The 22,409-nt window shown below is 72.5% G+C and carries 18 protein-coding genes; 10 read left to right on the forward strand and 8 right to left on the reverse strand.

Annotated features, from left to right (window positions below):
* Window positions 1–47: 47 nt before the first annotated feature.
* Genes GKC29_RS17435 through GKC29_RS17450 form a run of 4 tightly spaced genes read left to right on the forward strand, consistent with a single transcriptional unit; the run spans window position 48 to window position 10,032 of the window.
* Entirely contained in the window at window positions 48–3,806 is a 3,759-nt protein-coding gene (locus tag GKC29_RS17435; protein ID WP_155331844.1) for a phage resistance protein, read from the forward strand.
* Window positions 3,803–6,553: a BREX-2 system phosphatase PglZ gene (gene pglZ, locus GKC29_RS17440; RefSeq protein ID WP_196255640.1), complete on the forward strand. Its 2,751-nt coding sequence runs from the start codon at window positions 3,803–3,805 to the stop codon at window positions 6,551–6,553. Before GKC29_RS17435 ends, pglZ begins: the two co-directional genes overlap by 4 nt.
* Window positions 6,550–7,863 carry a BREX system ATP-binding protein BrxD gene (gene brxD / locus GKC29_RS17445; protein WP_155331846.1) on the forward strand — a complete coding sequence of 438 codons (1,314 nt, stop codon included), beginning with the start codon at window positions 6,550–6,552 and terminating at the stop codon, window positions 7,861–7,863. The genes pglZ and brxD overlap by 4 nt, the downstream gene beginning before the upstream one ends.
* A gap of 39 nt (window positions 7,864–7,902) precedes the next feature.
* Entirely contained in the window at window positions 7,903–10,032 is a 2,130-nt protein-coding gene (locus GKC29_RS17450; protein ID WP_155331847.1) for a DEAD/DEAH box helicase, read from the forward strand.
* A gap of 124 nt (window positions 10,033–10,156) precedes the next feature.
* On the opposite strand, the gene GKC29_RS17455 is transcribed toward GKC29_RS17450, so the two are convergent.
* The 3 genes from GKC29_RS17455 to GKC29_RS17465 all read right to left on the reverse strand — a co-directional run bounded on the left by GKC29_RS17455 (window position 10,157) and on the right by GKC29_RS17465 (window position 12,375).
* Entirely contained in the window at window positions 10,157–10,876 is a 720-nt protein-coding gene (locus tag GKC29_RS17455; protein ID WP_155331848.1) for a hypothetical protein, read from the reverse strand.
* A 121-nt stretch (window positions 10,877–10,997) separates the two neighbouring features.
* The gene (locus GKC29_RS17460; protein ID WP_155331849.1) at window positions 10,998–11,735 is read right to left on the reverse strand and encodes an HD domain-containing protein; all 738 of its coding nucleotides are present in this window, start codon (window positions 11,733–11,735) and stop codon (window positions 10,998–11,000) included.
* Complete coding sequence (locus GKC29_RS17465; RefSeq protein WP_230688669.1) at window positions 11,635–12,375, reverse strand: hypothetical protein; 741 nt, start codon at window positions 12,373–12,375, stop codon at window positions 11,635–11,637. The genes GKC29_RS17460 and GKC29_RS17465 overlap by 101 nt, the downstream gene beginning before the upstream one ends.
* Window positions 12,376–12,500: 125 nt before the next feature.
* Here GKC29_RS17465 and GKC29_RS17470 point away from each other — a divergent pair, with 125 nt between their 5' ends.
* Window positions 12,501–12,941: an NUDIX domain-containing protein gene (locus GKC29_RS17470; protein WP_155331850.1), complete on the forward strand. Its 441-nt coding sequence runs from the start codon at window positions 12,501–12,503 to the stop codon at window positions 12,939–12,941.
* A 91-nt stretch (window positions 12,942–13,032) separates the two neighbouring features.
* On the opposite strand, the gene GKC29_RS17475 is transcribed toward GKC29_RS17470, so the two are convergent.
* The gene (locus tag GKC29_RS17475) at window positions 13,033–14,187 is read right to left on the reverse strand and encodes an FAD-dependent monooxygenase (protein WP_155331851.1); all 1,155 of its coding nucleotides are present in this window, start codon (window positions 14,185–14,187) and stop codon (window positions 13,033–13,035) included.
* 5 nt (window positions 14,188–14,192) lie between these two features.
* The gene (locus GKC29_RS17480; protein ID WP_370463361.1) at window positions 14,193–15,074 is read right to left on the reverse strand and encodes an AraC family transcriptional regulator; all 882 of its coding nucleotides are present in this window, start codon (window positions 15,072–15,074) and stop codon (window positions 14,193–14,195) included.
* 134 nt (window positions 15,075–15,208) lie between these two features.
* Here GKC29_RS17480 and GKC29_RS17485 point away from each other — a divergent pair, with 134 nt between their 5' ends.
* Entirely contained in the window at window positions 15,209–16,033 is an 825-nt protein-coding gene (locus GKC29_RS17485) for an NmrA family NAD(P)-binding protein (RefSeq protein ID WP_155331853.1), read from the forward strand.
* A gap of 89 nt (window positions 16,034–16,122) precedes the next feature.
* Here GKC29_RS17485 and GKC29_RS17490 read toward each other — a convergent pair whose 3' ends face one another.
* The gene (locus GKC29_RS17490; RefSeq protein ID WP_155331854.1) at window positions 16,123–16,626 is read right to left on the reverse strand and encodes a helix-turn-helix domain-containing protein; all 504 of its coding nucleotides are present in this window, start codon (window positions 16,624–16,626) and stop codon (window positions 16,123–16,125) included.
* Window positions 16,627–16,736: 110 nt separating this feature from the next.
* On the opposite strand from GKC29_RS17490, the gene GKC29_RS17495 reads away from it, so the two are divergent.
* The gene (locus GKC29_RS17495) at window positions 16,737–17,069 is read left to right on the forward strand and encodes a nuclear transport factor 2 family protein (protein WP_155331855.1); all 333 of its coding nucleotides are present in this window, start codon (window positions 16,737–16,739) and stop codon (window positions 17,067–17,069) included.
* 69 nt (window positions 17,070–17,138) lie between these two features.
* Window positions 17,139–18,320 carry a low temperature requirement protein A gene (locus tag GKC29_RS17500; protein ID WP_155331856.1) on the forward strand — a complete coding sequence of 394 codons (1,182 nt, stop codon included), beginning with the start codon at window positions 17,139–17,141 and terminating at the stop codon, window positions 18,318–18,320.
* A gap of 114 nt (window positions 18,321–18,434) precedes the next feature.
* On the opposite strand, the gene GKC29_RS17505 is transcribed toward GKC29_RS17500, so the two are convergent.
* Window positions 18,435–19,151, reverse strand: a complete 717-nt coding sequence (locus GKC29_RS17505; protein WP_155331857.1) for a TetR/AcrR family transcriptional regulator — start codon at window positions 19,149–19,151, stop codon at window positions 18,435–18,437.
* 112 nt (window positions 19,152–19,263) lie between these two features.
* Here GKC29_RS17505 and GKC29_RS17510 point away from each other — a divergent pair, with 112 nt between their 5' ends.
* Window positions 19,264–20,247 (forward strand): NAD(P)-dependent alcohol dehydrogenase, encoded by a 984-nt coding sequence (locus GKC29_RS17510; RefSeq protein WP_155331858.1) that lies wholly within the window; start codon window positions 19,264–19,266, stop codon window positions 20,245–20,247.
* Window positions 20,248–20,274: 27 nt separating this feature from the next.
* On the opposite strand, the gene GKC29_RS17515 is transcribed toward GKC29_RS17510, so the two are convergent.
* Window positions 20,275–20,976 carry an alpha/beta hydrolase gene (locus tag GKC29_RS17515; RefSeq protein ID WP_230688670.1) on the reverse strand — a complete coding sequence of 234 codons (702 nt, stop codon included), beginning with the start codon at window positions 20,974–20,976 and terminating at the stop codon, window positions 20,275–20,277.
* Between the two features lie 172 nt (window positions 20,977–21,148).
* On the opposite strand from GKC29_RS17515, the gene GKC29_RS17520 reads away from it, so the two are divergent.
* A complete protein-coding gene (locus tag GKC29_RS17520) occupies window positions 21,149–22,366 on the forward strand; it encodes a sugar MFS transporter (RefSeq protein WP_155331859.1) in 1,218 nt (405 codons plus the stop codon).
* The last annotated feature ends 43 nt before the right edge of the window (window positions 22,367–22,409 follow it).

Genomic DNA, 22,409 nt, shown 5'->3' on the forward strand with positions numbered 1-22,409 from the left:
CGGCCAGCGGATAACGCCGAACCAGGGTGATCGGTACGGTATGCAGCATGTCTTCGCCCAGCCCCGCGCCGCTGCTCCGGGAGTTCATCGACATCCCGGAGCGCACGAGCACGAGCGATTTCGTGCTCAAGCTCGCCGACAGTGTCGCCGACGCCGACGCCACCCTCCGCGACTATGTCGTCACGGATCGGCTGCTCGGCAACTTCGACGAGGCGCTCGGGCTGATCCGCTCCGCGGTCGAGGGGCATGCCTCCAAGGCCGCGTACCTGCACGGCTCGTTCGGTTCCGGTAAGTCCCACTTCATGGCGGTGCTGCACGCGCTGCTGCGCGGCGAGGCTGCCGCCCGGGGTCGCGACGAATTCGCGCCGCTGGTCGCCAAGCACAGCGTTTGGCTCGACGGGCGCAGGTTCCTGCTGGTGCCGTACCACCTGCTCGACGCCCGCTCGCTGGAGCAGCGGGTGCTCGGCGGCTACGTCGACCGGGTCCGCGCGCTGCACCCGGAGGCCCCGATCCCGGCCGTGCACCGCACCGACTCTTTGCTGGAGCAGGCCGCATTGTTGCGGGCGAAAATCGGTGACGAACGGTTCATCGCCGGGCTGCCCGGCGGCGACGTCGAGGACGAGTGGGGCGAGACCGAAGCCTTCTGGACCAGCGAGCGGCTGGACGCGGCGTTCGCCGGCGCGTACTCCGACGAGCTGCGCCGCAAGCTGGTCAACGATCTGCTGACCAGCTGGAACGTCGGCTTCTTCAGCAACGCCCGGGAGGACGCCGAGGCGTTCATCTCCCTCGACCGCGGCCTGACCGAGATCAGCCGGCACGCCAAGGAGCTCGGCTACCACGGCCTGATCCTCTTTCTCGACGAGCTGATCCTCTGGCTGGCCAATTCGATCGGCGACCAGCAGTTCGTCTCCCGCGAGATCCAGAAGATCACCAACTTCGTCGAGGGCGGCGACACCCGCCGGCCCATCCCGGTGATCAGCTTCATCGCGCGCCAGCGTGACCTGCGCGAACTCGTCGGCGAGGAGGTCACCGGCGCCAACGAGCTGAGCTACCAGGACACGCTGAACCTGGCCAGCGGCCGCTTCGACGTGATCAAGCTGGAGGATCGGAACCTCCCGGAGATCGCCCGCCGCCGGCTGCTCAAACCCCGCGACACCACGGCCGCCGCGGCGATCGGCCGGGCCTTCGACGCCACCACCAAGGTACGCCGGGAGGTGTTCGACACCCTGCTCGGCACGGACTCGGGAAGCGGCGCCGACGTCGACGCGTTCCGGTCGACGTACCCGTTCAGCCCGGCCTTCATCTCCACGCTGGTGCACGTCTCCAGCGCGCTGCAGCGTTCCCGTACCGCGCTGAAGCTGATGCGGCAGCTCCTGGTCGACCGCCGCGATACCCTGCGGCTGGGCCAGCTCGTCCCGCTCGGCGACCTCTACGACGTGATCAGCAGCGGTGGCGACCAGCCTTTCACCGAGAAGCTCAAGGCCGAGTTCGAGATGGCCCAGAAGCTGTACGACCTGAAGCTGCGTCCCCACCTGCTCGGGCAGTACGGCCTCACCGACGAGGACCTCGACGCCGCCCGCCGTGGCGAGGCGCTGCCGGCCGAGACCGCCGGCCGGATCCGGGCGTTCACCGGCGACGACCGGTTGATCAAAACGCTGCTGCTCGCGGCCCTGGCTCCGAGCGTGCCGGCGCTGCGGAACCTCACCGCCCGGCGGTTGTCGGCGCTGAACCACGGCAGCATCACCAGCCCGATCCCGGGCGGCGAGGTGGCCCAGGTGTCGCGCAAGCTCGCCGACTGGGCGGGCCAGTTTGCGGAGATCCGCATCGGCGAGGGCGACGACCCGGTGGTCTCGCTGGAGCTGGTCGGCGTGGACGTCGACAGCGTCCTCGCCACCGCCAAGCACTACGACAACGAGGGCGCCCGCAAGCACATGGTCCAGCGGCTGCTCTGGCAGCAGCTAGGTGTCCAGTGGAGCGACTCCTTCTTCGCCGAGGCCGGCCTGACCTGGCGCGGCAGCCGCCGGGTCATCGAGCTGGTCTACGGCAACGTCCGCGACCCGAACGACATCCGGGACGACGCGTTCCACCCGAACGACCCGGACGGCTGGCGGCTGATCATCGACTACCCGTTCGACGACGGCAGTCACGGCCCGGCGGACGACCGGCAGCGCGTGCAGGACCTGGTGGGCCGGATGCCCGCCCGGACCGTCTGCTGGATCCCGGCCGCGCTGACCGTCGAGCGCCTCACCGAGCTGGGCAAGCTCGTCATCATCGACAAGCTGCTCGAGGGCCAGCGCTTCGACAGCCACGCCGAGCACCTCAACCCCGACGACCGACGGCGGGCGCACGCCGCGCTGACCAACCAGCGCAGCGCGCTGCTGGCGAAGATGAACGGGATTCTGCGGCAGGCGTACGGGCTTGCCGGTAAGCAGGCCTCCGACGTGGTGCTCGGCTTCGACGACCACCTGCAGTCGCTGACCCGGGCGCTGGAGCCGAAGCTCCCGATGGGCGCCGCGTTCAACGACGCGCTGCGCACCCTGGCCGACCAGATGCTCAGTCAGCAGTTCCCGGCGCACCCGGACTTCGACCCGGACCGCAAGGGCGATCCGGTACGCCTCGCCGACCTGAAGGTCGTCCTGGACCACGTCCGCCGGGCCGTCGAATCGCCCGAGGGGCGCGTCGAGGTGGAGCGGGTCCACCGGCAGACGGTGCGCCGGATCGCCAATCCGCTCGGGCTGGGCACCATGCACGAGGCGAACTTCGTCATCGGCGGGGAGTGGGTGCAGCACTTCCAGCACAAGGCAGCGACCGAGGGCATCACCGGAGAGCTGCGGGTCGCCGACCTGGTGGGATGGATGGACGCCCCGAAGGCGCGGGGGTTGGACCCGATCGTGGCGCAGCTCGTGGTGGCGACCTTCGCCGAGCAGACCGACCGGGCGTTCTACCTCCACGGCAGCCCGATCGTTCCCGCCCCGGACCTCGGGAAGATCACCCTCGACCACACGCTGCGCGAGGAGCGGCTGCCCAGTGAGACGGACTGGGACCTCGCACGGGCCCGGGCGGCTGCCATCTTCGGCTTTCAGCCGCTGGCGCTGCGCCGGGGCCGCCTGGTCGCACTGTTCGGCCGGGAACTGATGACACAGGCAGGCCGGCACCGTCATGGGGCGGCCGATCTCGTCGCTCGGTTGGAGCAGCATGCGGACTGGCTGCGGCTGAGCCAGGAGTCCGGTCGGCTCGCCACGGCCCGCGCCGCCGCCGACCTGTTGCGTCGGCTGGCCGACGCGCCCTCGCCGAAGGACGCTGTCGAGCGTCTCGCTGGTGCCGACCTGACCGGCCCGGCCGACCGGACCGGTAAGAGCATTAGCAGCGCCGCGCAGGTCTCGGCCGCGCTCGCCGCTGCGCCCTGGGACACCTTCGAGATCGTTGCTGGACTGCCGGAACCCTACGCGGCCGAGGCGGCGGCGATCCTCGCAGACCTACGCCGGATCGCCCAGGCAGACGAGTTGACCGCGCCACTCGCTCCGGCCCTGCGCCGCGCCCAAGCCGACGCCACAACGCTGCTTCGTCGTGCCACCCGCAAGCCGGAGGACGACTCGCGCATCGTCTACCCGCCGAGGGCAGATGTGGACGCGGGCGAGGACGGTGATGCCCTGCGCGAACGCGCGGGCCGGGACGAACTGCCGGCGCCGAGCGGTCGCATAACCGTCGGCCGGGGCGGGCTGGAGCGGGCGGTCGAGGAGTTGCGGGCATTCGCCAGCGACCACCCGGACGCCACCATCGAGGTGACCTGGAGAATCGTGCCGTGACTCAGGCAGCGACGCCGTCGCAGGCGCTGCGGATCAGCCCGATCGCGTTGCGGCAGAAGGTGACGCAGCAGCTCGACCGGCACCGCAACGGTGAGCCGTACCCGGTGCTGGTCGTCCGGGCCGAGCCGGCGTGGCCGCACGACCCGGCGATGCAGCTCCCGGGCGGACGCCGGGTCCGGGTCGTGCCGTGCGTGTCTCCGCTGGCCATCTGGGAGCACCTCGTCGCCGAGCGCGGTGACGAGGTGCTAGTGCTGCTTACGGACCTTGCCGAGTCCAGCCTCGGGGCCGGTGTGCGGGGCCGGATCTTCAGGCAGCAGGTGATCATGGTCGAGCCGTGGGACCTGGTCGTCGAGGCGTTCGGCGCGCAGGTGCCGGACAGTGCCCTCGAGCGGGAGTCCTGGGCCGGCGAGGCGCTCCTGGATGCGATGCCGCCCGCCGGCTGGCCGAAGCTCACCAGCCCCGTCCTCACCCGGGACGTCGCGCTGCGGCACCTCGCCGCCGTACGGCTCGGGCTGGAACGACGGGGCGAGAGCCACGACAACCTGGACGTGGCGGCCCTGCTGCGATGGAGCGCCGAGCCCGGGGCGGTCGAGGCGTTCGGGCTGCTCCGCGAGGGCGAGCGTCACGGTCTCGCGCGGTGGCTGACCGAGCAGTTCGGGCGTCCGGCCCGGGCGCTCTTCGCGCTGGTCGACGCCGCTCACGGGGCGGACGCGCTGCCGCTCGGCCTGGTCTGCGACGCGCTCTGGACCACGGACACCCCCGATGCCGTACGCGCCCGCGGCCGGGTCGACCAGTACTTCGGCACCCTCGACGACGACCTGACCGTACGGGGTTTCGCGGATGCCGCCGTGCAGGTGGTGACCGGGATGCTGGCGGCGCGGGACCGGGAGACACGACTGCAGGGAAGTGCCGTCCTGGACCGGGCCGAGGAACTGCTTGTCCAGTTCAACGCGAAGGGCAGCGCCGGTCACAGCCCCATCCTGCGGGTCGGCTTCACCCAGCGGGTCGAGGAGGCGGCACGGGCCCTTCTCGCCAGCCTGGACAACTCCGCCGCCCCCGCCCCCGCGCTCGACGCGGCGGTCGAGGCGCTGCGGGCGCACCGCCTCGCCGACACGGAGTCCGTACGGATCCAGCGGATCCGGATGGCGCAGCGGCTCGTCCGCTGGCTCGGCACCGAGGTCGAACCGCTGGCGAGCGTCGCCGACGGGGTGGACCGGCAGATCGTCGAGTGGGGTTGGGTGGACCTGGCGCTCAACCACGTCTGGGCCGGCGACGATGTGCATCCCGACCTGCAGCGAGCATTCGGTGACGTCCACGAGCGGGCGCAGCGGCGCCGCCGGGACCTCGACCGTGACTTCGCCACCCGCCTGGCCGCCTGGTCGCCCACCGGTCCCGGCAACGACGGTGGTCTGCTCACCATCGAGAACTTCCTCCCGCGGGTCGTCGACCCCCTGATCCGTACTCAGCGCCCGACCCTGGTCGTGGTGCTCGACGGCATGAGTGCCGCCGTCGCCGTCGAACTTGCCGACGAGGTCGCCGAGCACTGGGTCGAGTACGACCCGCTCGCCGGCAGTGGCGGCGGTTCGCGTCGCGGAATGGTCGCTGCCCTGCCCACCCTGACCGCCGTGTCCCGCACGTCCCTCTTCGCCGGCGCCCTGCGCACCGGCGCCCAGGCGACTGAGAAGCGCGTGTTCGAGGAGGGCCGCTGGGGCAAGGGCGCGAGGGTCTTCCACAAGGGGCCCGCGCGGGGCGGAGCCGGCGAAATGATCTCCGGTGACCTCGCCGCAGCGATCGCCGACCGCTCCCGGCTGGTCGCCGTGGTCATCAACACCGTCGACGACTCGCTCGCCCACGGCCGGGAGGGCGACGAGCCCGGATGGCAGATCAGCGACATCGGATTCCTGCGCAGCCTGCTCAACCTCGCGCGGTCCGCCGGACGGGCCGTGATCATCACGAGCGACCACGGGCATGTGCTGGAACGCGGCGGAGAGTACGTCCGGGCCACCGATGCGGCATCCGCCCGGCACCGCACCGGCCCCGGTTCCGTCGCGGCCGGTGAAATCGAGCTGAGCGGTCCTCGGGTGGTCGCCCCGGAGCACCGGATCATCGCCCTCTGGGATCCGATGCTCCGGTACCGACCGAGCAAGTCCGGCTACCACGGAGGCGCCTCGCTGGCCGAGGTGACCGTCCCGCTGCTGGCCTTCCTGCCGCCGAGCGCGACCGACGTGCCGTCCGGCTGGGTGCCGGTGGCACGGCGAGAGCCGGACTGGTGGGAGACCGCGCAGTCGGCTCCAGCCACCGCGCCCGCCCATGTTCCCGCGCCAGCCGCACCGAAGCAACGGCGCAAGCCACCGGCCCAGACCGGGGACGCGCTCTTCGACGTACCCGACATGGCGTCCGCACCGGCTGCGGCGCCGCCGGCCGGCGACGGCGACCTGGTCGGCGCGCTGCTGGCGACGGAACTCTTCGAGGCGCAGCACGCTCTCACTCCGCGCCGGGTGGACCTCGGAAAGATCGAGTCGGCGATGCGAGCGCTGGTGGACGCGAAGGGCACCCTGCCGGTCGCGGTGCTCGCGCAACGCGCCGGTGAGGCCCCGGTACGCGCCAGCGGGTTCGTCAACACGCTGCAGCGCATCTTCAACGTCGACAACTACCCCGTCCTGTCCCTGATCGACGACAGCCGGACCGTGCGGCTGGACCTGGCGCTGCTGCGGGAACAGTTCGGGCTGCCCGGAGTGAGGTCGTGACCACCGTCAGCCCGGCCCGGCGGCGGGACGTGGTCGACGCCCTGCGGCGCGGCGCGGTGCCCTCGGCCGGCCTCGACCTCTTCGCCGTCGGGCTGGACCGGTTCGTGACGGCGATCGGGGAGGACCTCGACACCGTCTCCGCCGGCGGATCCGTCTTCAAAGCGGTACGCGGTGAGTACGGCTCCGGCAAGACCTTCTTCACCCGGTGGATCGCGGAACGTGCCAAGCGGGCCAACCTCGCCACCGCCGAGGTGCAGATCTCGGAGAACGAGACGCCGCTGCACAAGCTGGAGACCGTCTACCGGCGGCTCACCGAGCGGCTGACCACCGCCACGTTCCCGCCCAGCGCCCTGCGTCCAGTCGTCGACGGCTGGTTCTACGCGCTGGAGGAGGACGTGCTGGCGACCGGTGAGGTGGCGCCCGACGACGGCGGTGCCCTGGACCGGGCCGTCGGTGAGCTGCTCGACCAGCGGCTCGCCACGGTCAGCCGGAGCGCACCCGCCTTCGCGGCGGCACTACGCGGATACCGGACGGCCAGCCTCGCCGGCGACGCGGCCACCGCCGACGCCGTGCTCGCGTGGCTCGGCGGCCAACCACATGTCGCCGCGTCCGCCCGGCGGGTTGCCGGGGTGCGCGGCGACCTGGATCACTTCGCCGCGCTGAGCTTCCTGCAGGGTTTGCTCGCGGTGCTCCGCGACAGCGGGCACCCGGGCCTGCTCCTCGTGCTCGACGAGGTGGAAACCCTGCAGCGGGTACGCTCCGACGCCCGCGACAAGGCACTCAACGCGCTGCGGCAGCTCATCGACGAGGTGCACTCGGGACGGTTCCCCGGGCTCTATCTGGTCATCACCGGCACGCCGGCCTTCTACGACGGCCCGCAGGGCGTACAGCGGCTCGCGCCGCTGGCGCAGCGCCTCGCCGTGGACTTCACGACCGACCCGCGCTTCGACAATCCGCGCGCAGTGCAGATCCGGCTGCCCGGCTTCACGGTCGAATCCCTCGTCGCACTCGGCGGACGGGTGCGCGACCTCTACGCCCACGGTTCAGCGGCACCGGAGCGGGTGCACCGTCTGGTCGATGACGCGTACCTCGATCACCTGGCCCGGGCCGTCGGCGGCGGGCTGGGAGGCAAGGTGGGGGTGGCGCCGCGGCTGTTCCTCAAGAAGCTGGTGGGGGACGTACTCGATCGGGTCGACCAGTTCGACGACTTCGACCCGCGGCAGCACTACGCGCTCACCCTGTCCGGTGCCGAGATGACCGACGTGGAACGCAACGCGAGCCGGGCTGACGAGATCTCACTCGACCTGTAGGAACAATCAGATCATGAGCACCGACGTGCGCGAAGACCTATGACGGCGGCGGAGTTCCTGCACCCGGTGGTGCTGCATCACGTGGTGAACACCCTGCAGTGGCCGGCGCTTCGACCGTTGCAGGAGGCGGCCGTTGAGCCGTTGATGAGTGGCGAGGACGCCCTGCTCCTCGCTCCCACAGCTGGTGGCAAGACCGAGGCGGCGATGTTCCCCCTGCTGTCCCGCATGACGGCGGCCAACTGGTCCGGCCCGTCCGTCCTCTACATCTGCCCCCTGAAGGCTCTGCTCAACAACCTCCTTCCCCGGCTCGAGACGTACACGGGTTGGCTGGGGCGTCGCGTCGCCTTGTGGCACGGTGATGTCACGGCGAGCCGGCGCCGTGCGATCCTCCGGGAGCGACCGGACGTGCTGCTGACCACTCCCGAGTCCATCGAGTCGATGCTGGTCAGCGCCAACGTCGACCACGACACGTTCCTCGGTCGGGTTCGGGCGGTCGTGGTCGACGAGGTCCACGCCTTCGCCGGCGACGACCGTGGCTGGCACCTGCTGGCAGTCCTCGAACGTGTGGCGCGGGTGGCGGGGAGCCCGATGCAACGGGTCGGCCTGTCCGCCACCGTCGGCAACCCCGACGAACTCCTGCGCTGGCTGCAGGGCTCTGGGCGGAACAAGCGCCCCGGCCAGGTGGTCGCGCCGGAGGTGGTGAGGGCAACCGCTGTCACGTCACCGGCTGCGGTGCCTCCCGGGGACATCGAACTGGACTACGTCGGTTCGGTCCACAACGCGGCCAAGGTGATCGCGGCGCTGCACGCGGGGCAGAAGCGCCTCGTCTTCTGTGACTCCCGTGCGCTGGTGGAGGAACTCGGCCAACGACTGCGGATGCAGGGCGTGACGACCTTCCTCTCCCATGCGTCGTTGTCGTTGGACGAGCGGCGGCGGGCCGAGGAGGCCTTCGCCCAGGAACGCGACTGCGTCATCGTCGCCACGAGCACCCTCGAACTCGGTATCGACGTCGGCGACCTCGACCGGGTCATCCAGATCAACGCCCCACGCACCGTCGCCGCGTTCCTCCAACGGCTCGGTCGCACCGGTCGCCGACCTGGGAGCAGCCGAAACTGTCTGTTCCTCGCTCTGGACGGCGACGGGCTGCTCCACGCGACCGCGCTGCTGCACCTGTGGGCGCAGGGCTGGGTGGAGCCGGTTGTCCCGCCACCGGAGCCACGACACATCGTCGCGCAGCAGGTTCTCGCGCTCGCGCTGCAACGGTTGCGGATCGGGGACCGTTCATGGACCGGTGAATGGAACGGGCTGGCACCCTTCGACGGAAGCGCCGAGGTGATCGTCCGGCATCTGGTCGAGCAGGGCTACCTGAACGAGGACTCGTCCATGCTCTTCATCGGACCGGAGGCGGAACGGCGGTTTGGGCGCCGGCACTTCATGGACATGCTGGCGGTCTTCACCGCCCCGCCCCAGTTCACCGTGCTGTCCGGCCGAACCGAGATCGGTCGTACCGACCCCGCCCTGTTGACCATGCGGGTTCGGGGGCCGCGGCTGCTGTTGCTCGCCGGACGCAGTTGGCGGGTCACATACATTGACTGGAAGCGCCGCCGGTGCTTCGTCGAGCCCGCCGACGCCGGCGGAAGAGCGTTGTGGATGAGCGGCGGTGTGCCGCAAGGGCTGTCGAACCGGATGGTGCGGGCCATGCGCGACGTCCTGCTCGGCGCCGATCCGCCCGTCGCGCTCACCGGTCGGGCCCAAGGTCGGCTCACCAGCCTTCGCGAGCAGGCGGAGGCGCTCGTCCATCCCGGCGGAACGGTGGTCGCCCGCGACGCCGAGGGGGAGACGCTGTGGTGGACGTGGGCCGGCTACCGAGCAAACGCGACGCTGATCGCCACCCTCGGCGAGATCACCGACCCCACTCAGCGCTACGACGACGCGGCGATCCGGCTACGGCCCGACATCGCACGCGACATGGTACGAGCGGCGCTCAACGACGCCGCCGAGCGGATCTGCCTCCCCCATGTCGATGAGAAGGCGCTCGCCGGACTCAAGTTCAGCGCCGCGCTGCCCGAACGCCTGGCGTTGGCGACGCTGGCGAGCCGCCTGGCGGACATTCCGGCTGCGCTCGATGTCCTCGCCGAGCCGGTCCGCACCGTGCACCTGCCGGCGTGAGGAGTGGCCGTGGAATCCAAAATCGGGATGCGCGACCCTGACCTCGGAACGCACTCAGGCCCGTACGCCGGGGCGTACGGGCCTGACAGGTGAACGTGACGGTCAGCTCTCCGTCACGGTCGGATCAGAGCTTGCTGAAGTCGATGACGTCGGCCGCGGCCGGCTTCTTGATGTCCGGGAAGGACTTCCCGAACTCGCTGTAAGCCAACTGGCCCTGGTTGTCGGGGCCGACGATGAGCAGCGGGTACGGCTCACCGGTCGTCGCCACGTACAGCGTGCTCCGGTCGGATTCGTCGATGAGGGTGATCGCCGGGCCGGCGTCGATGGTCTTGGCCTCGCCCTTGGTGGCCGTTCCGTCCGGCGCGAGATTCGCGGCATCCTCGGCGATCGTGAAGAGGCTGCCGAAGTTCTTGTCGTCCCGGGCCACCGTGACCCACCGGTCGCCGATCAGCTGGGCCATGCCTTCGCCCCGCGGGCCGCTCTCCTTCCAGAAGGTCTCGTTGGCCTTGAAGTACGGCTGACCGCCGACCAGCAGCAGTTGAATGCGCTGGCCGTTCAGGCCGAGCGTGCCCGCCAGATCCTCGCCCATGACCTTGAGGTCGATGGACAGCGTGCTGCCTCCGTCCTTCCGCTGGCCCTCGACGCGGAACGATCCGGCCTTCTTGAGGGCGGCGTTCGTCTTCCTCAGAATCTCCGCTGCCGTCAGGTCCGCGACGCCGTTGCCGGCCGCGGACGCGGCGTCCGCCGGAGCCGACCAGGTGGCGCCGCCGGTGGTCGGTTCACCGCAGCCGGCGAGCACCATGCCCGTGACGGCCAATGGCACGAGTACGCGTGCCACACGCATGATTCAGCCTCTCTCTCGTCCCCAACCCCCATGATCAGGGGAAACCCCGCAGAGCATAGGCAGCTTCACCGGTCGCGTGGGGTCCGAGCCGACCGCGCAGTGCCGGAGCCGCTCCCGCCGGTCAGTTGGGGTGCGCCGGGGCGTCGAGGATGGCGCTGAAGCGCTCCTCGGCGAGGTCGAGCTGGTCGAGGATGTGCCGCTTCACCGGCGGTGCCAGCGGCGTGTCCGGCCGGGTCACCAGGTCCCGGAGCACCGGCACCAGGGGGCGGTACTTCGCCGCCCAGGTCGGCACCTTCGGCCCGACCGAGTGGATCACGCCGACCCCGTTGTCGGTGAAGTCGGAGACCTTGATGACCCGCGCCCACGGTTCCCGGTCGAGGCTGGCCGCCACGTGCTCCCGGTACTGCTCGTGACGGTCGCGCGTGGGGTCGTACACCGGGTTGGTGACGGCGGCGACGAGGCGCGCGACGCGCGGGCCGAACCGGTCGGCGAGGGTGGCCAGCGCGGCCTCGCGGACGTCGGTGCCGGCGCGGCCGCCGCCCAGGGCGGCCAGGTCGGCCGGGTGGTCCTCGACCGTGTCGTGCAGCAGGCCGGCGACGATGACGTCGACGTCGCGGACCTCGTAGTGGTGCAGCATCCGGATGGCGACCCGCAGCAGGTGGTTGAGGTACGGCTCGCGGACCCGCCGGTCGTCGCGGTGCAGGTGGGCGGCGAGGTCGAGGGCGTCGGTGAGGCGCGCCCGCTCGGCCTCGGCGAAGTCACGGATCTCCAGCCGGAACCGGGCGAGCAGGCCCGGCTCGCCGTGGATCTCGGTGATCGCGTGCATCGGCATCGTGGCGAGGTGCGCGGGGAACTCCATGACCCACTTCTACCCGACCCGCGCCACGGGGCTCAGCGGGGTGGCCGGCCCTGGACGCGGTACGCGTGCGCCTCGTGCCAGACGTGCGGGTAGACGCCCACCTCGAAGTACCGGCGGACCCGGTCGATCGGGCGCCCGCGTGGTCGTGCCAGAGCCACCAGACGGGCAGGACGGTGAACAGCACGTAGTTGGCGGCGACCAGCGGCAGGTAGAGCGGGCCGAGCAGGCGCGCCTGGAGGATGTGGGTGTCCTCGTGGCGTTGGATGCGCGGGTTGCTGCCCGCGCAGACCGTGCCGAGGGTGGTCGCGTACCGGGGCCACACGCCCTGGACGACGCTGACCCGGCAGGCGTGCCGGCAGCCCGGCGCGTCGAGGGTGTGCCCGGCGGCCAGGTGCAGGGCCAGGTAGACCGCGCCGAGGGCGGTGTTGGGCAGGCTCCACGTGTGGTCGACCAGGAACAGGGCGACGCCGCGCGGCCCACGGGGGTAGACCCCGGTGGCCGCGACCGCCCCGCCGAACACGGCACCCGGGATCAGCCCGGCGACCGCTCCGGCGGACAGCCCGACCGGACCGGCGACCAGCGCGCCCAGCGTGGCGCCCGCGACGACGTGCACGACCGCGCTGACGATTCCGGCGACCATGGCCCGCTCCTCGGATCGGGGACCTGCGTCCATGGTGGCACCGGAACCGGGAGACGTTGTCTGTCGTGTTCTCGGCACCGCGTCCCGGAACCCCACCGTCGGTGGGGCCCGTTACGCTGCCCGGCATGGTTCCGATCTCCTGCGTGCTGCTGGTCGATCCGCGTGGCCGGCTGCTGATGCAGCTGCGCGACGGCGAGGCGCCGTACTACCCGCACACCTGGGGCCTGCCCGGCGGGCACGGTGAGCCGGGGGAGAGCCCCGAGGAGACGGCCCTGCGGGAGCTACACGAGGAGACCGGGCTGTCCCCGGCCGGTCCGCTCCGGCTCTTCGGCCGGCAGGAGCTGCCGGAGCGGGGCCTGACCAAGCACTACTTCTGCGGCGCCACCCGGGCGCGGCAGGAGGACGTGGTGCTCGGTGAGGGCGCGGCGATCGTGTTCCTCACCGTCGACGAGGTCCGCGACGGCCGCCCGTACACGCCGGGCACCGCCGACATGCTGGCGCGATTCCTCGACTCGACGGCGTACGCCGATCTGGCCGCCGGCGCCGCGGAGCCGGCCGTCTCCTGACCGGCCCGCGGGGGAGCTGGCCCGCCGACCGGCGAAAGTCGCCCGGACCCGAGCCGTATCGGCGACCCGGGCCCTCCGGCGGCGCGCGCCGTCAGCGGGACGCCGGCGGGTGCCAGTCGGCGTACCGGGCCATGTTGCGTAGCGCCACCCGGGCGGGGACCAGCCGCATCAGCGTGTTGCGCACCGCGATCGCGGCGGGGTTGCGCAGCTGCTGGCCGAACCGCCCCATCCCGTACGAGGCGCGGGCGATCGCCTGGCTGCGGGGCCGGCGCTGCCGGTCGTACGCGCGCAGCGCCTCCGGGACCCCGGTGGCCGGCACGCCGGCGCAGACCGCGCCGAGCACCACCGCGTCCTCGATGGCCTGGCCGGCGCCCTGCCCGAGGTTCGGGGTCATCGCGTGCGCGGCGTCGCCGAGCAGCGCCACCCGGCCGCGCACGTACGACGGCAGTGGCGTGGCCAGGTGGTACAGGTCGGTGCGGAGCACCGACTCGGGTGGTGTCGCCGCGAGCAGGGCCGGGATCGGGTCGTGCCAGTCGCCGAACCGGTCCCGCACGGCGGCCAGTTCGTCCGGGACCGTCAGGCCCGGCGGGGCGGTGACCGCCGCGAACCAGTAGATCCGGTCGCCGCCGATCGGCACCATGCCGAACTCGGTGCCGCGACCCCAGCTGATCGCGGTGGGCGCCGGCCGGGCGACGGTGGTCACCGCGCGCCAGGCGGTCGTGCCGGCGTACGCCGGCGGAGGCGTCGTGGGCCAGAGCCGGGCGCGGAGGACGCTGCGCAGCCCGTCGGCACCGACCACCAGGTCGGCCCGGAGGCCGGCCGACCCGCGACGGTGCACCTCGCCGGTGTCCGGGTCGACGTCGGTCACCTCGGAGCCGGTGTGCAGGGCGCCGGTGGGCAGGGCGTCGCGCAGGACGCGGTGCAGCTCGGCGCGGTGGATGCCGAGCGCGGTGGTGCCGAGGAGCCGGGTCATCTCGGCGGCGTCCACCCGGGACAGCCACCGCCCGGTCGACGTCCGCAGCCCGCCCGGGGTGTCCGGTACGCCCTGCGACCGGATCGTGTCGCCCAGCCCCAGCGCGTCGAGCGCGCGCAGCGCGTTCGTCATCAGGGTCAGCCCGGCGCCCACCTCGCCCAGTTGGGGGGCGCGTTCGAGGACGCTCACCCGCCAGCCGTGCCGGTGCAGGGCGACCGCCGCGGCGAGCCCGCCGATCCCGCCACCCACCACGACCGCGTGCCGCTCCGTCATGCCGGTCAGCCTTCCACGGCGGCGAGGCGGTGGTCGCGCGGGCTCACGCCCCGGACCCGCCGGAAGGCGGTGCTCAGCGCGAACGGGCTGCCGTAGCCGACCCGGCGGGCCACCGCGCCGAGCGTGGCGTCCGGCTCGCGGAGCAGGTCGGCGGCGAGCGCCAGCCGCCAGCCGGTCAGGTACGTCATCGGCGGCTCGCCGACGAGGTCGGTGAAGCGGCGGGCCAGGGCGGCCCGGGATACGCCCACCTCGGCGGCGAGGGTGGCCACCGTCCAGGGCCGGGCCGGGTCGTTCTGGAGCAGCCGCAGGGCGGGGCCGACGACCGGGTCGGCGGCGGCCACGTACCAGGCGGGTGCCGCGCCGGGACGCGCGAACCAGTGCCGCAGCGCGGCGATCAGCAGCAGGTCGAGCAGCCGGTCGAGGACGGCCGCCTGACCGGGGGCGTCGCGGGTGACCTCGTCGGCGAGCAGCGCTACGAGGGGGCTGCGCCAGTCGTCGCCGTTCACCGTGACCAGTGGCGGCAGGGCGGTGAGCAGCCGCCGGCCCGGCTCGCCGGGCAGCTGGTAGGTGCCGGTCAGCAGCACGGTCGCGCCGGTCGGGCTGGTGCCCCAGGTCCGCACGCCGAGCGCCATGCTCTCGGCGAGGGATTCGCCGTGGATGGTGCACCGCTGCCCGGGGTGGATCACCACCTGCGGCGGGGTGGCTGGGTCGTCGGCCACCAGGTAGCCGTCGGGGCCGCGCAGCACCGCCACGTCGCCGGGGCGCAGCCGGACCGCCGGCCCGTCGTCCGGCACCAGCCAGGCGTCGCCGCGGACCAGAGCCACCACGGTCAGCGGCGCGCGGTCCTCGATGCGCAGCGAGAACGGCGGGTCGAGCATCGACCGCAGCAGGAAGGCGCCTCGGGCCCGGGGCCCGTCGAGCAGTCCGGTGAGCGGATCCACCCCCGCACTGTAGACGCCCGCGTATGGCAGCACGATCCTCGACCATTCATCGTCTCGCCGCCGGCGGCTTGACTGTCCACATGACAACGAACCCGACTCTCGTCCTCGGCGGTACCGGCAAGACCGGCCGCCGCGTCGCCCACCGCCTCGCCGACCTCGACGTCCCGGTCCGGCTCGGCTCCCGCGCGGGCACCCCGCCGTTCGACTGGACCGACCCGGCCGGCTGGGACCCGGTCCTCGCCGGTGTCGGGGCGGTCTACCTGACGTACCAGCCGGACCTGGCCGCGCCCGGCGGCGCGGAGGTCGTCGCCGCGTTCGCCCGCCGCGCCGCCGCGCATGATGTCCGCCGGATCGTCCTGCTCTCCGGCCGCGGCGAGCCGGAGGCCGAACACGCCGAGGCGGCCGTGCGGGCCGCCGGGGTGCCCTGCACGGTGCTGCGGGCCAGCTGGTTCCAGCAGAACTTCAGCGAGAGCCACCTGGTCGACCCGGTGCGGGCCGGGGTCGTCGCCCTGCCCGTCGGGGACGTGCCCGAACCGTTCGTCGACGCCGACGACATCGCCGACGTCGCGGTCGCCGCGCTCTCCGGGGACGGGCACGCCGGCCAGCTCTACGAGCTCACCGGACCGCGTGCGCTGACCTTCGCCGAGGCGGTCGCCGGGATCGCCGCCGCGACCGGCCGCGACGTCCGCTTCACCACGGTCACCACCGAGGCGTACGCGGCGCGGCTCGCCGCCGAGGGCGTCCCCAATGCGGTGGCGGGCCTGCTCACGTACCTGTTCACGGAGGTCCTCGACGGCCGCAACGCGCACGTGGCCGACGGCGTCGAACAGGTTCTCGGCCGGCCAGCCCGCGACTTCGCCGGCTACGCGGCCGCGACCGCGGTGACCGGGGTGTGGAAGCCCTGACCGGCCTGCGCCGTTACGCTCGCCGCCGGGGGGGTGAGGAGGCGGCGATGATCCGGTGGGGTGGGTTCGGAGCGGTGTGAAGGTTCGCTTCACACCGTTCGCTCACCAGCACGTGATCTGGTGTAGCGGGCGCGCATCGTCGGAGTGGCGGCGGGGCCGGCGGTGAACACGAAGTCGTCACCGTCGAGGCGCCGCCCGGTCGTCCGGTCCACGATGACTGGATCGGCCTCGACGCCGGTCTCTCTGTCGACCAGGATCATGCTGCGTTGCGCCGGGTCCAGCCGGGAGTTGCCCCACGCGGCAAGGGCGATGACCACCGGTCGGAGGCTGCGGCCGAGCTCGGTGAGGACGTACTCGTAGCGGTCCGGGCGGGTCTGGTACCGGCGCCGCTCGAGCAGGCCACTCTCGGTAAGGGCCTTGAGCCGGCTGGTCAGGATGCTCGACGAGATCTGCAGGTTGGCCTGGAACTGATCGAAGCGGGTGTAGCCGTCGAAGCAGTCATGAAGGATCAGCAGCGTCCACCACTCACCGACGTGCCCGAGCGCGCTCGACAGCGGGCACTCGCGGTCCTCAAGTCGGATCTTGCCTGCCACGGACATCCCTCCGGCGGGTAGGTGCTAAAGTCGAAGCGACTAACTTCCAGTTCGGAAGCAACTGTACGGCGTCCCCGCGACGTCCGTCGTGCGCTGCAGGAGATCACCCGATGCCCCAGGTCGCATCCGCGCCCGAGATCATCCGTCGGTACTTCGCGCTGGCATCCCAGCCGGACACCGAGGCGTACTTCGCGCTCTTCGCCGACGACGCCGTCGTCGAGGACGAGGGGCGGACGCACATCGGTGTCAACGCCATCCGCGCCTGGCGCGCCGAGGTGCCGCTGGTGACGTACGAGATCACCGACGTCGAGCAGACCCCGGCCGGTGCGGTGGTGACCGCCACCGTCAGCGGAGACTTTCCCGGTAGCCCGGTCCACGGCCTGCGGTTCCGCTTCGAGGATTACGACGACCGGCACATCCGCCGGCTCCGCATCGCACCCTGATTCGGGGGCCACTCCGCTGTGGTACAACTGCCAGCAAGATAGACCAAAGCGGTTGAAACGGGCGGTCGGATGACGAGTGGGGCGGCTGGGCTGCTGCGACGACCCGGAGAACCACAGGCGACGTTCCTGGAGCTGTTCTTCGACCTGGTGTTCGTTTTCGCGCTCGTGTCGCTCTCACACAAGCTGCTGGACGATCTGACCTGGAAGGGTGCCCTTCAGACACTGGTACTGCTGCTCGCCCTGTGGTTGGTGTGGATCCATACGGCCGGGTTCACGGACAGGTTGGACTCTGAGCACCGGGTGATCCAGGTGCTGGTCGTGGCGACGATGTTCGGCACCCTGGTGATGGCTGCCGCGTTGCCTGAGGCGTTCGGCGAGCAGGGCCTGTTCTTCGCCGGTGCCTACGTCGTCACTCAGGTCGGTCGCACCGCCGTCGTCGTGCTCCTGCTGCGGGGCCACGAGGCGGGGGTCGCTTTCGCGCGGTCACTGTTCTGGTCCGGCGTGTCCGCGGTGCCGTGGATCGCGGGCGCGCTCGTGCCGGGTACGACACGTGAGGTGCTGTGGGTGCTGGCGGTGGCGGCGGAGGCCATCGCCCTCGCACTCGGCGTCCCCACGCCGCGGCTGGGGCGTGCGTACATGCGGGTAGCCGAATATGCGATCTCCGGCGCGCATCAGGCCGAACGCTACCGGCAGATCTTCATCATCGCGCTCGGCGAACCCATCCTGGTCACGGGGCTGGCCCTGAGTCGCAGCAGCCTCGAGTTCGACCGGGTTGCCGCGGGCGTGGTCGCGTTCGCCACTACGGCGTTGCTGTGGTGGATCTACATCCACCGTGCTGGCGCGCTGTTGGCGCAGGCGCTCGCCGCCGCTTCCGATCCGGTCCGCGCCCTCATCTGGTCGCTGTACGCCCACCTGACGATGATCGCGGGCATCGTGGCCATCGCCGTCGGCGTCGAGCTTGTCATCGAGCACCCGTTCGGACATGCGCAGCCGGCCTGGATCGCCGTCATGCTCGCCGGGCCCGCACTGTTTCTTGCCGGCCGGGGCATGTTCGAGTACGGGGTGTTCGGCCGAGTGTCCCGATCTCGCGTGATCGGGGTGCTCCTGCTGGCGGCGATCGCACCGGCCGTGACCCTCCTGCCGCCGATGGCCGTCGCCCTCGCGCCGGTCCTTGTCCTGGCCGGGATCGCCGTAGCCGATGCGATCCGCGCCCGAGGGCGCCCGCCCGAGGCGCCGTCACCACCGCACTAGCCAACCGGGCGTGTCGCGGGATCGGTTTCCCGCCGACGATGAGTGCCGGCGCCGGATCTTCTGGTTTGGGCTGCCAGTGCCGGGACCACCGGGCTCCGGGGAGGGCCGGCGGTCTCACCGGCGTCGGCGTGCCGAGGTCCAGCCCTGCCGGTGCAGCCGTTCGATGCCGTCCAGCAGCAGGTCCAGGGCGAACTCGAACTCGAACTGGTCGTCGCAACCCGACCCGACGACGGACGCGCCGTCGTGGGACGCCGCCCCGGCGATCTCCGCGAGGTGCGGGAACCGGGCCGCGATCTCCGGCGGCAGGGCCGCCGGCGGGTCCGGGTTGGTCGTGCCGGACCGGCCGGCGTCGCGGGCGGCGTCGAACAGCTCCTGGCTGAAGCCCAGGATCCGGCTGCCCATCGCGTGCATCACGTGGTGCGCGAGGTCGGCGGAGAAGCCGCCGGCCCGGAACGTCCCGACCATCGAGTCGAGGTAGGCCAGGATGGCCGGCGTCGCCATGTTCCGCGACTCGATGGCGAGCGGCGCCCAGGGGTGGCGCCGTAGCGCCTGCCGCGCCGAGAGGATGCGCCGGCGGACGGTGTGCTTCCAGTCGGTGTCGGGCACGAGCGGGTCGATCTCGCCGACGACCACGTCGATCATGCCGTCGAGCAGTTCGTCCTTGTTGGCCACGTGCTTGTAGAGGGCCATCGGCACGACGCCCAGCTCCTGTGCGAGGTTGCGCATGCTGAGGGACTCGATCCCGGCCTCGTCGGCGAGCGCGACGGCGGCGTGCAGGATCCGGTCCCGGCTCAGCGGCGTCCGGCGCAGCGTCTCAGCCTGCTCAGCCATCTCGTTCCTCGTCTCCCGTCGGCGGTTGAACACTAATCCCCTTGACGGGTGTACGGCGTACACCTACCGTGTCTGATGGAAGGTGTACGCCGTACACCAGGGGAGGGGAGACATGAAGGCGATCGTCCAGGACCGGTACGGCCCGCCGGAGACGCTCACGCTCGCGGACGTCGACGTGCCGGTGCCGGCCGCCGACGAGGTGCTCGTGCGGGTGGAGGCCGCCGCGCTCAACGCGTACGACTGGCACGTCATGCGTGGCGATCCGCGGCTGGCGCGGTTGGCGCTGGGCCGGTCACGGCCCCGGGCGCGCGTCCGTGGCCGGGACTTCGCCGGCCGGGTCGAGGCCGTGGGAACCGACGTTCGGGACGTGCGCCCGGACGATGCCGTCTTCGGCGACCTCGGCGATGCCAACGGCGCGTTCGCCGAGTACGTCCGGGTACCCGCGACTCTATTGGCGGCGAGGCCGGCGAACCTGACGCCGCAGCAGGCGGCCGCCCTGCCGCTGGCCGGCACCACCGCGCTCCTGGGCCTGCGCGACGTCGGGCAGGTCGGGCCGGGCCACCGCGTTCTCATCAACGGCGCCTCCGGCGGCGTCGGCACCCTCGCCGTCCAACTGGCCAAGGTGCTCGGCGCGACCGTGACCGGGGTGTGCAGCACCCGCAACGTCGACCTGGTCCGCTCCCTCGGCGCCGACCACGTCGTCGACTACACCCGCGACGACTTCACCCGCGACACCCGCCGCCACGACGTCGTGTTCGACCTGGTCGGCAACCGCTCACTCACGGCGCTCCGGCGGGCGCTGACCCCGACCGGGGCGCTGGTGCTCTCCGGCGGTGGCGTGTACCGCGGCGGCAGCCTCGTCGGACCGATCGGGCTCATCATGCGCGGGCGGCTGCTGGCACCCTTCGTCCGGCAGCGGATCGGCATCCTGACGACGGCACCCGGCCGGCAGCATCTCGACACGCTCCGCGCTTACGCCGAAGCCGGCCGCCTCACCCCGGTCATCGACCGGACCTATCCGCTCCACGAGGTGCCCGAGGCCCTCCGCTACCTCGAAGGTGAGCACGCGCGGGCGAAGGTGGTCATCACCGTCTGACGTGCCCGACCGCTCCGGGCCGAACAGCTAGGCACCGGTCAACCAGGAACCGGCCTCGGCCCGGATGTCGGCGGGCACCTCGTGCCCGTCGGGGAACTCGTGGTAGGTCACGTCGTAGCCCAGCGAGCGCAGCCGGGGCACCAACCGCCGGCTGCACGCCTCGACCGGCAGGACCGGGTCGGCGACGCCGTGCGAGACGTACACCCGCGGCCGGCCGTGCGTGACCAGCGGCGCGGCGAAGCCGGGGGAGAAGGCCACCACCGCGTCGACCAGGTCGCCGTTGGTCAGGCCCAGGGAGAGGGCGTACGAGGCGCCGTCGGAGAACCCGCCGAACGCCACCCGGTCGACGGGGTGGCCGGCGAACACGCTGGTGAGCAGCGTGTCGATGCGGCGGACGTCGACGCCGAAGCCCTCCACGATCAGGTCCCAGCTGCTGGCGGCGGCCTGCGGGGCGACCAGCAGGAGGCGGTGCGTGTCGGCGACCGGGAGCAGCAGGTCGAGGCCCTGCCGGGTCGAGCCGCCGGCCCCGTGCAGCAGCAGGACCAGGCGGTACGGCCGGCCGTCCGCCGGCTCCGGGGCGTACACCATGGCGAGGGGGTCGCCCGCGGCGTCGGTCAACGGGACCAGCCCGGTGGCGGCACGCACCGTCGGTGGACCGGGACGCGCGGTGAGCCGGCCGTGCCGGGGGTTCTCCTCCGGCACCCGGTGCGGCGTCGCGGGTTCGGCCACGGGCTTCCGTCCCTCGTCCTCGGGTGGTGTGGCCGGTTACCCGGCTGGCCGCCGGTAAACCCGGTGGCCGTCGTCCCGCAGGATGGTAAGGGGCGCCACGGCCGATGGTGGTGACGGTGCGGGCTGTGAGAGGGTTCCCGGAGAACGCTCCCACAGGAGAGGATCATCGCTCGTGAGTAGCGTCACCGCCCCGGCCGGCCCGACCGTCACCCCCCGCCAGGTGCGGGCCGCCCGCACCGGTGTCGCGGTGGTCTTCGCCCTCAACGGCCTCGCCGTCGCCTCCTGGTTCGCCCGGGTGCCGGCGGTCCGTGAGGGGCTCGACCTGACCGCCGGCCGCCTCGGACTGCTGCTGCTCGCCATGTCGGCCGGGGCGATCCTGGCGATGCCCACGTCCGGTCTGGTCGCCCAGCGCCTCGGCACCGCCCGGACGGTGGTGCTGGCGACCCTGCTCGTCGCGCTCGGCCTGGCGGTCGCCGGCGTCAGCGCCGGGACGGTCGGCTCGCTGGGCGGCGTGGCGATCGGCCTGTTCGCCCTCGGCTACGGCTCCGGCACCTGCGACGTGGCGATGAACATCGAGGGCGCGGCGGTCGAGCGGCGACTCGCCCGCACGATCATGCCCCGGTTCCACGCCGCGTGGAGCCTCGGCTCGGTGGCCGGGGCCGGGCTCGGCGCCGGAGCCGCCCGGCTCGGCGTTCCCGTGTCCGTCCACCTCGCCCTGACGGCGGTGGTGGTGCTGGCCGGCACGGTGCTCGGGGCCCGGGCCTTCCTGCCGGCCGCCGAGACGGCGCCGGCCGCCGACACCACCTCGCCGGCGACGCGCCGCCGCGCGCTGCTCGCCGCGTGGCGCGAACCCCGGACCCTGCTCATCGGACTGTTCGTGCTGGTCATGGCGTTCGCCGAGGGCAGCGCCAACGACTGGGTCGCGGTCGCCTTCGTCGACGGGTACGACCTCAGCGAGGCGGCCGGCGCCGCCGTGTTCGGGGTGTTCGTCGTGGGCATGACGCTCGGCCGTACCCTCGGCACCCTCGCCCTCGACCGGTGGGGCCGGGTACGCGTGCTGACCGCGACGATCCTGCTCGCCGTGCTCGGCGCGGGCATCGCGGTGCTCGGCGGCTCCGGGCCGGTGGCCGTCGTGGGCGTGGCGCTCTGGGGGCTCGGCGCGTCGCTCGGCTTCCCGGTGGGGATGAGCGCGGCGGCCGACGAGGAGGACCGCGCCCCCGCCCGGGTGAGCGTGGTCGCCGTGATCGGCTACACCGCCTTCCTCGCCGGCCCGCCGCTGCTGGGCCTGCTCGGCGACCGGGTCGGTACGCTGCGCGCCCTGCTCGTCGTGCCGATCCTGCTGCTGCCGACCCTCGCGCTGGTGCCGGTGACCCGCCGACCCGCCGACTGACGGCCGACGAGCCCGGTCCGGCCGCGGAGACCGACGTCCGTCG

The organism is Micromonospora sp. WMMC415 (assembly GCF_009707425.1).
Classification (GTDB): domain Bacteria; phylum Actinomycetota; class Actinomycetes; order Mycobacteriales; family Micromonosporaceae; genus Micromonospora.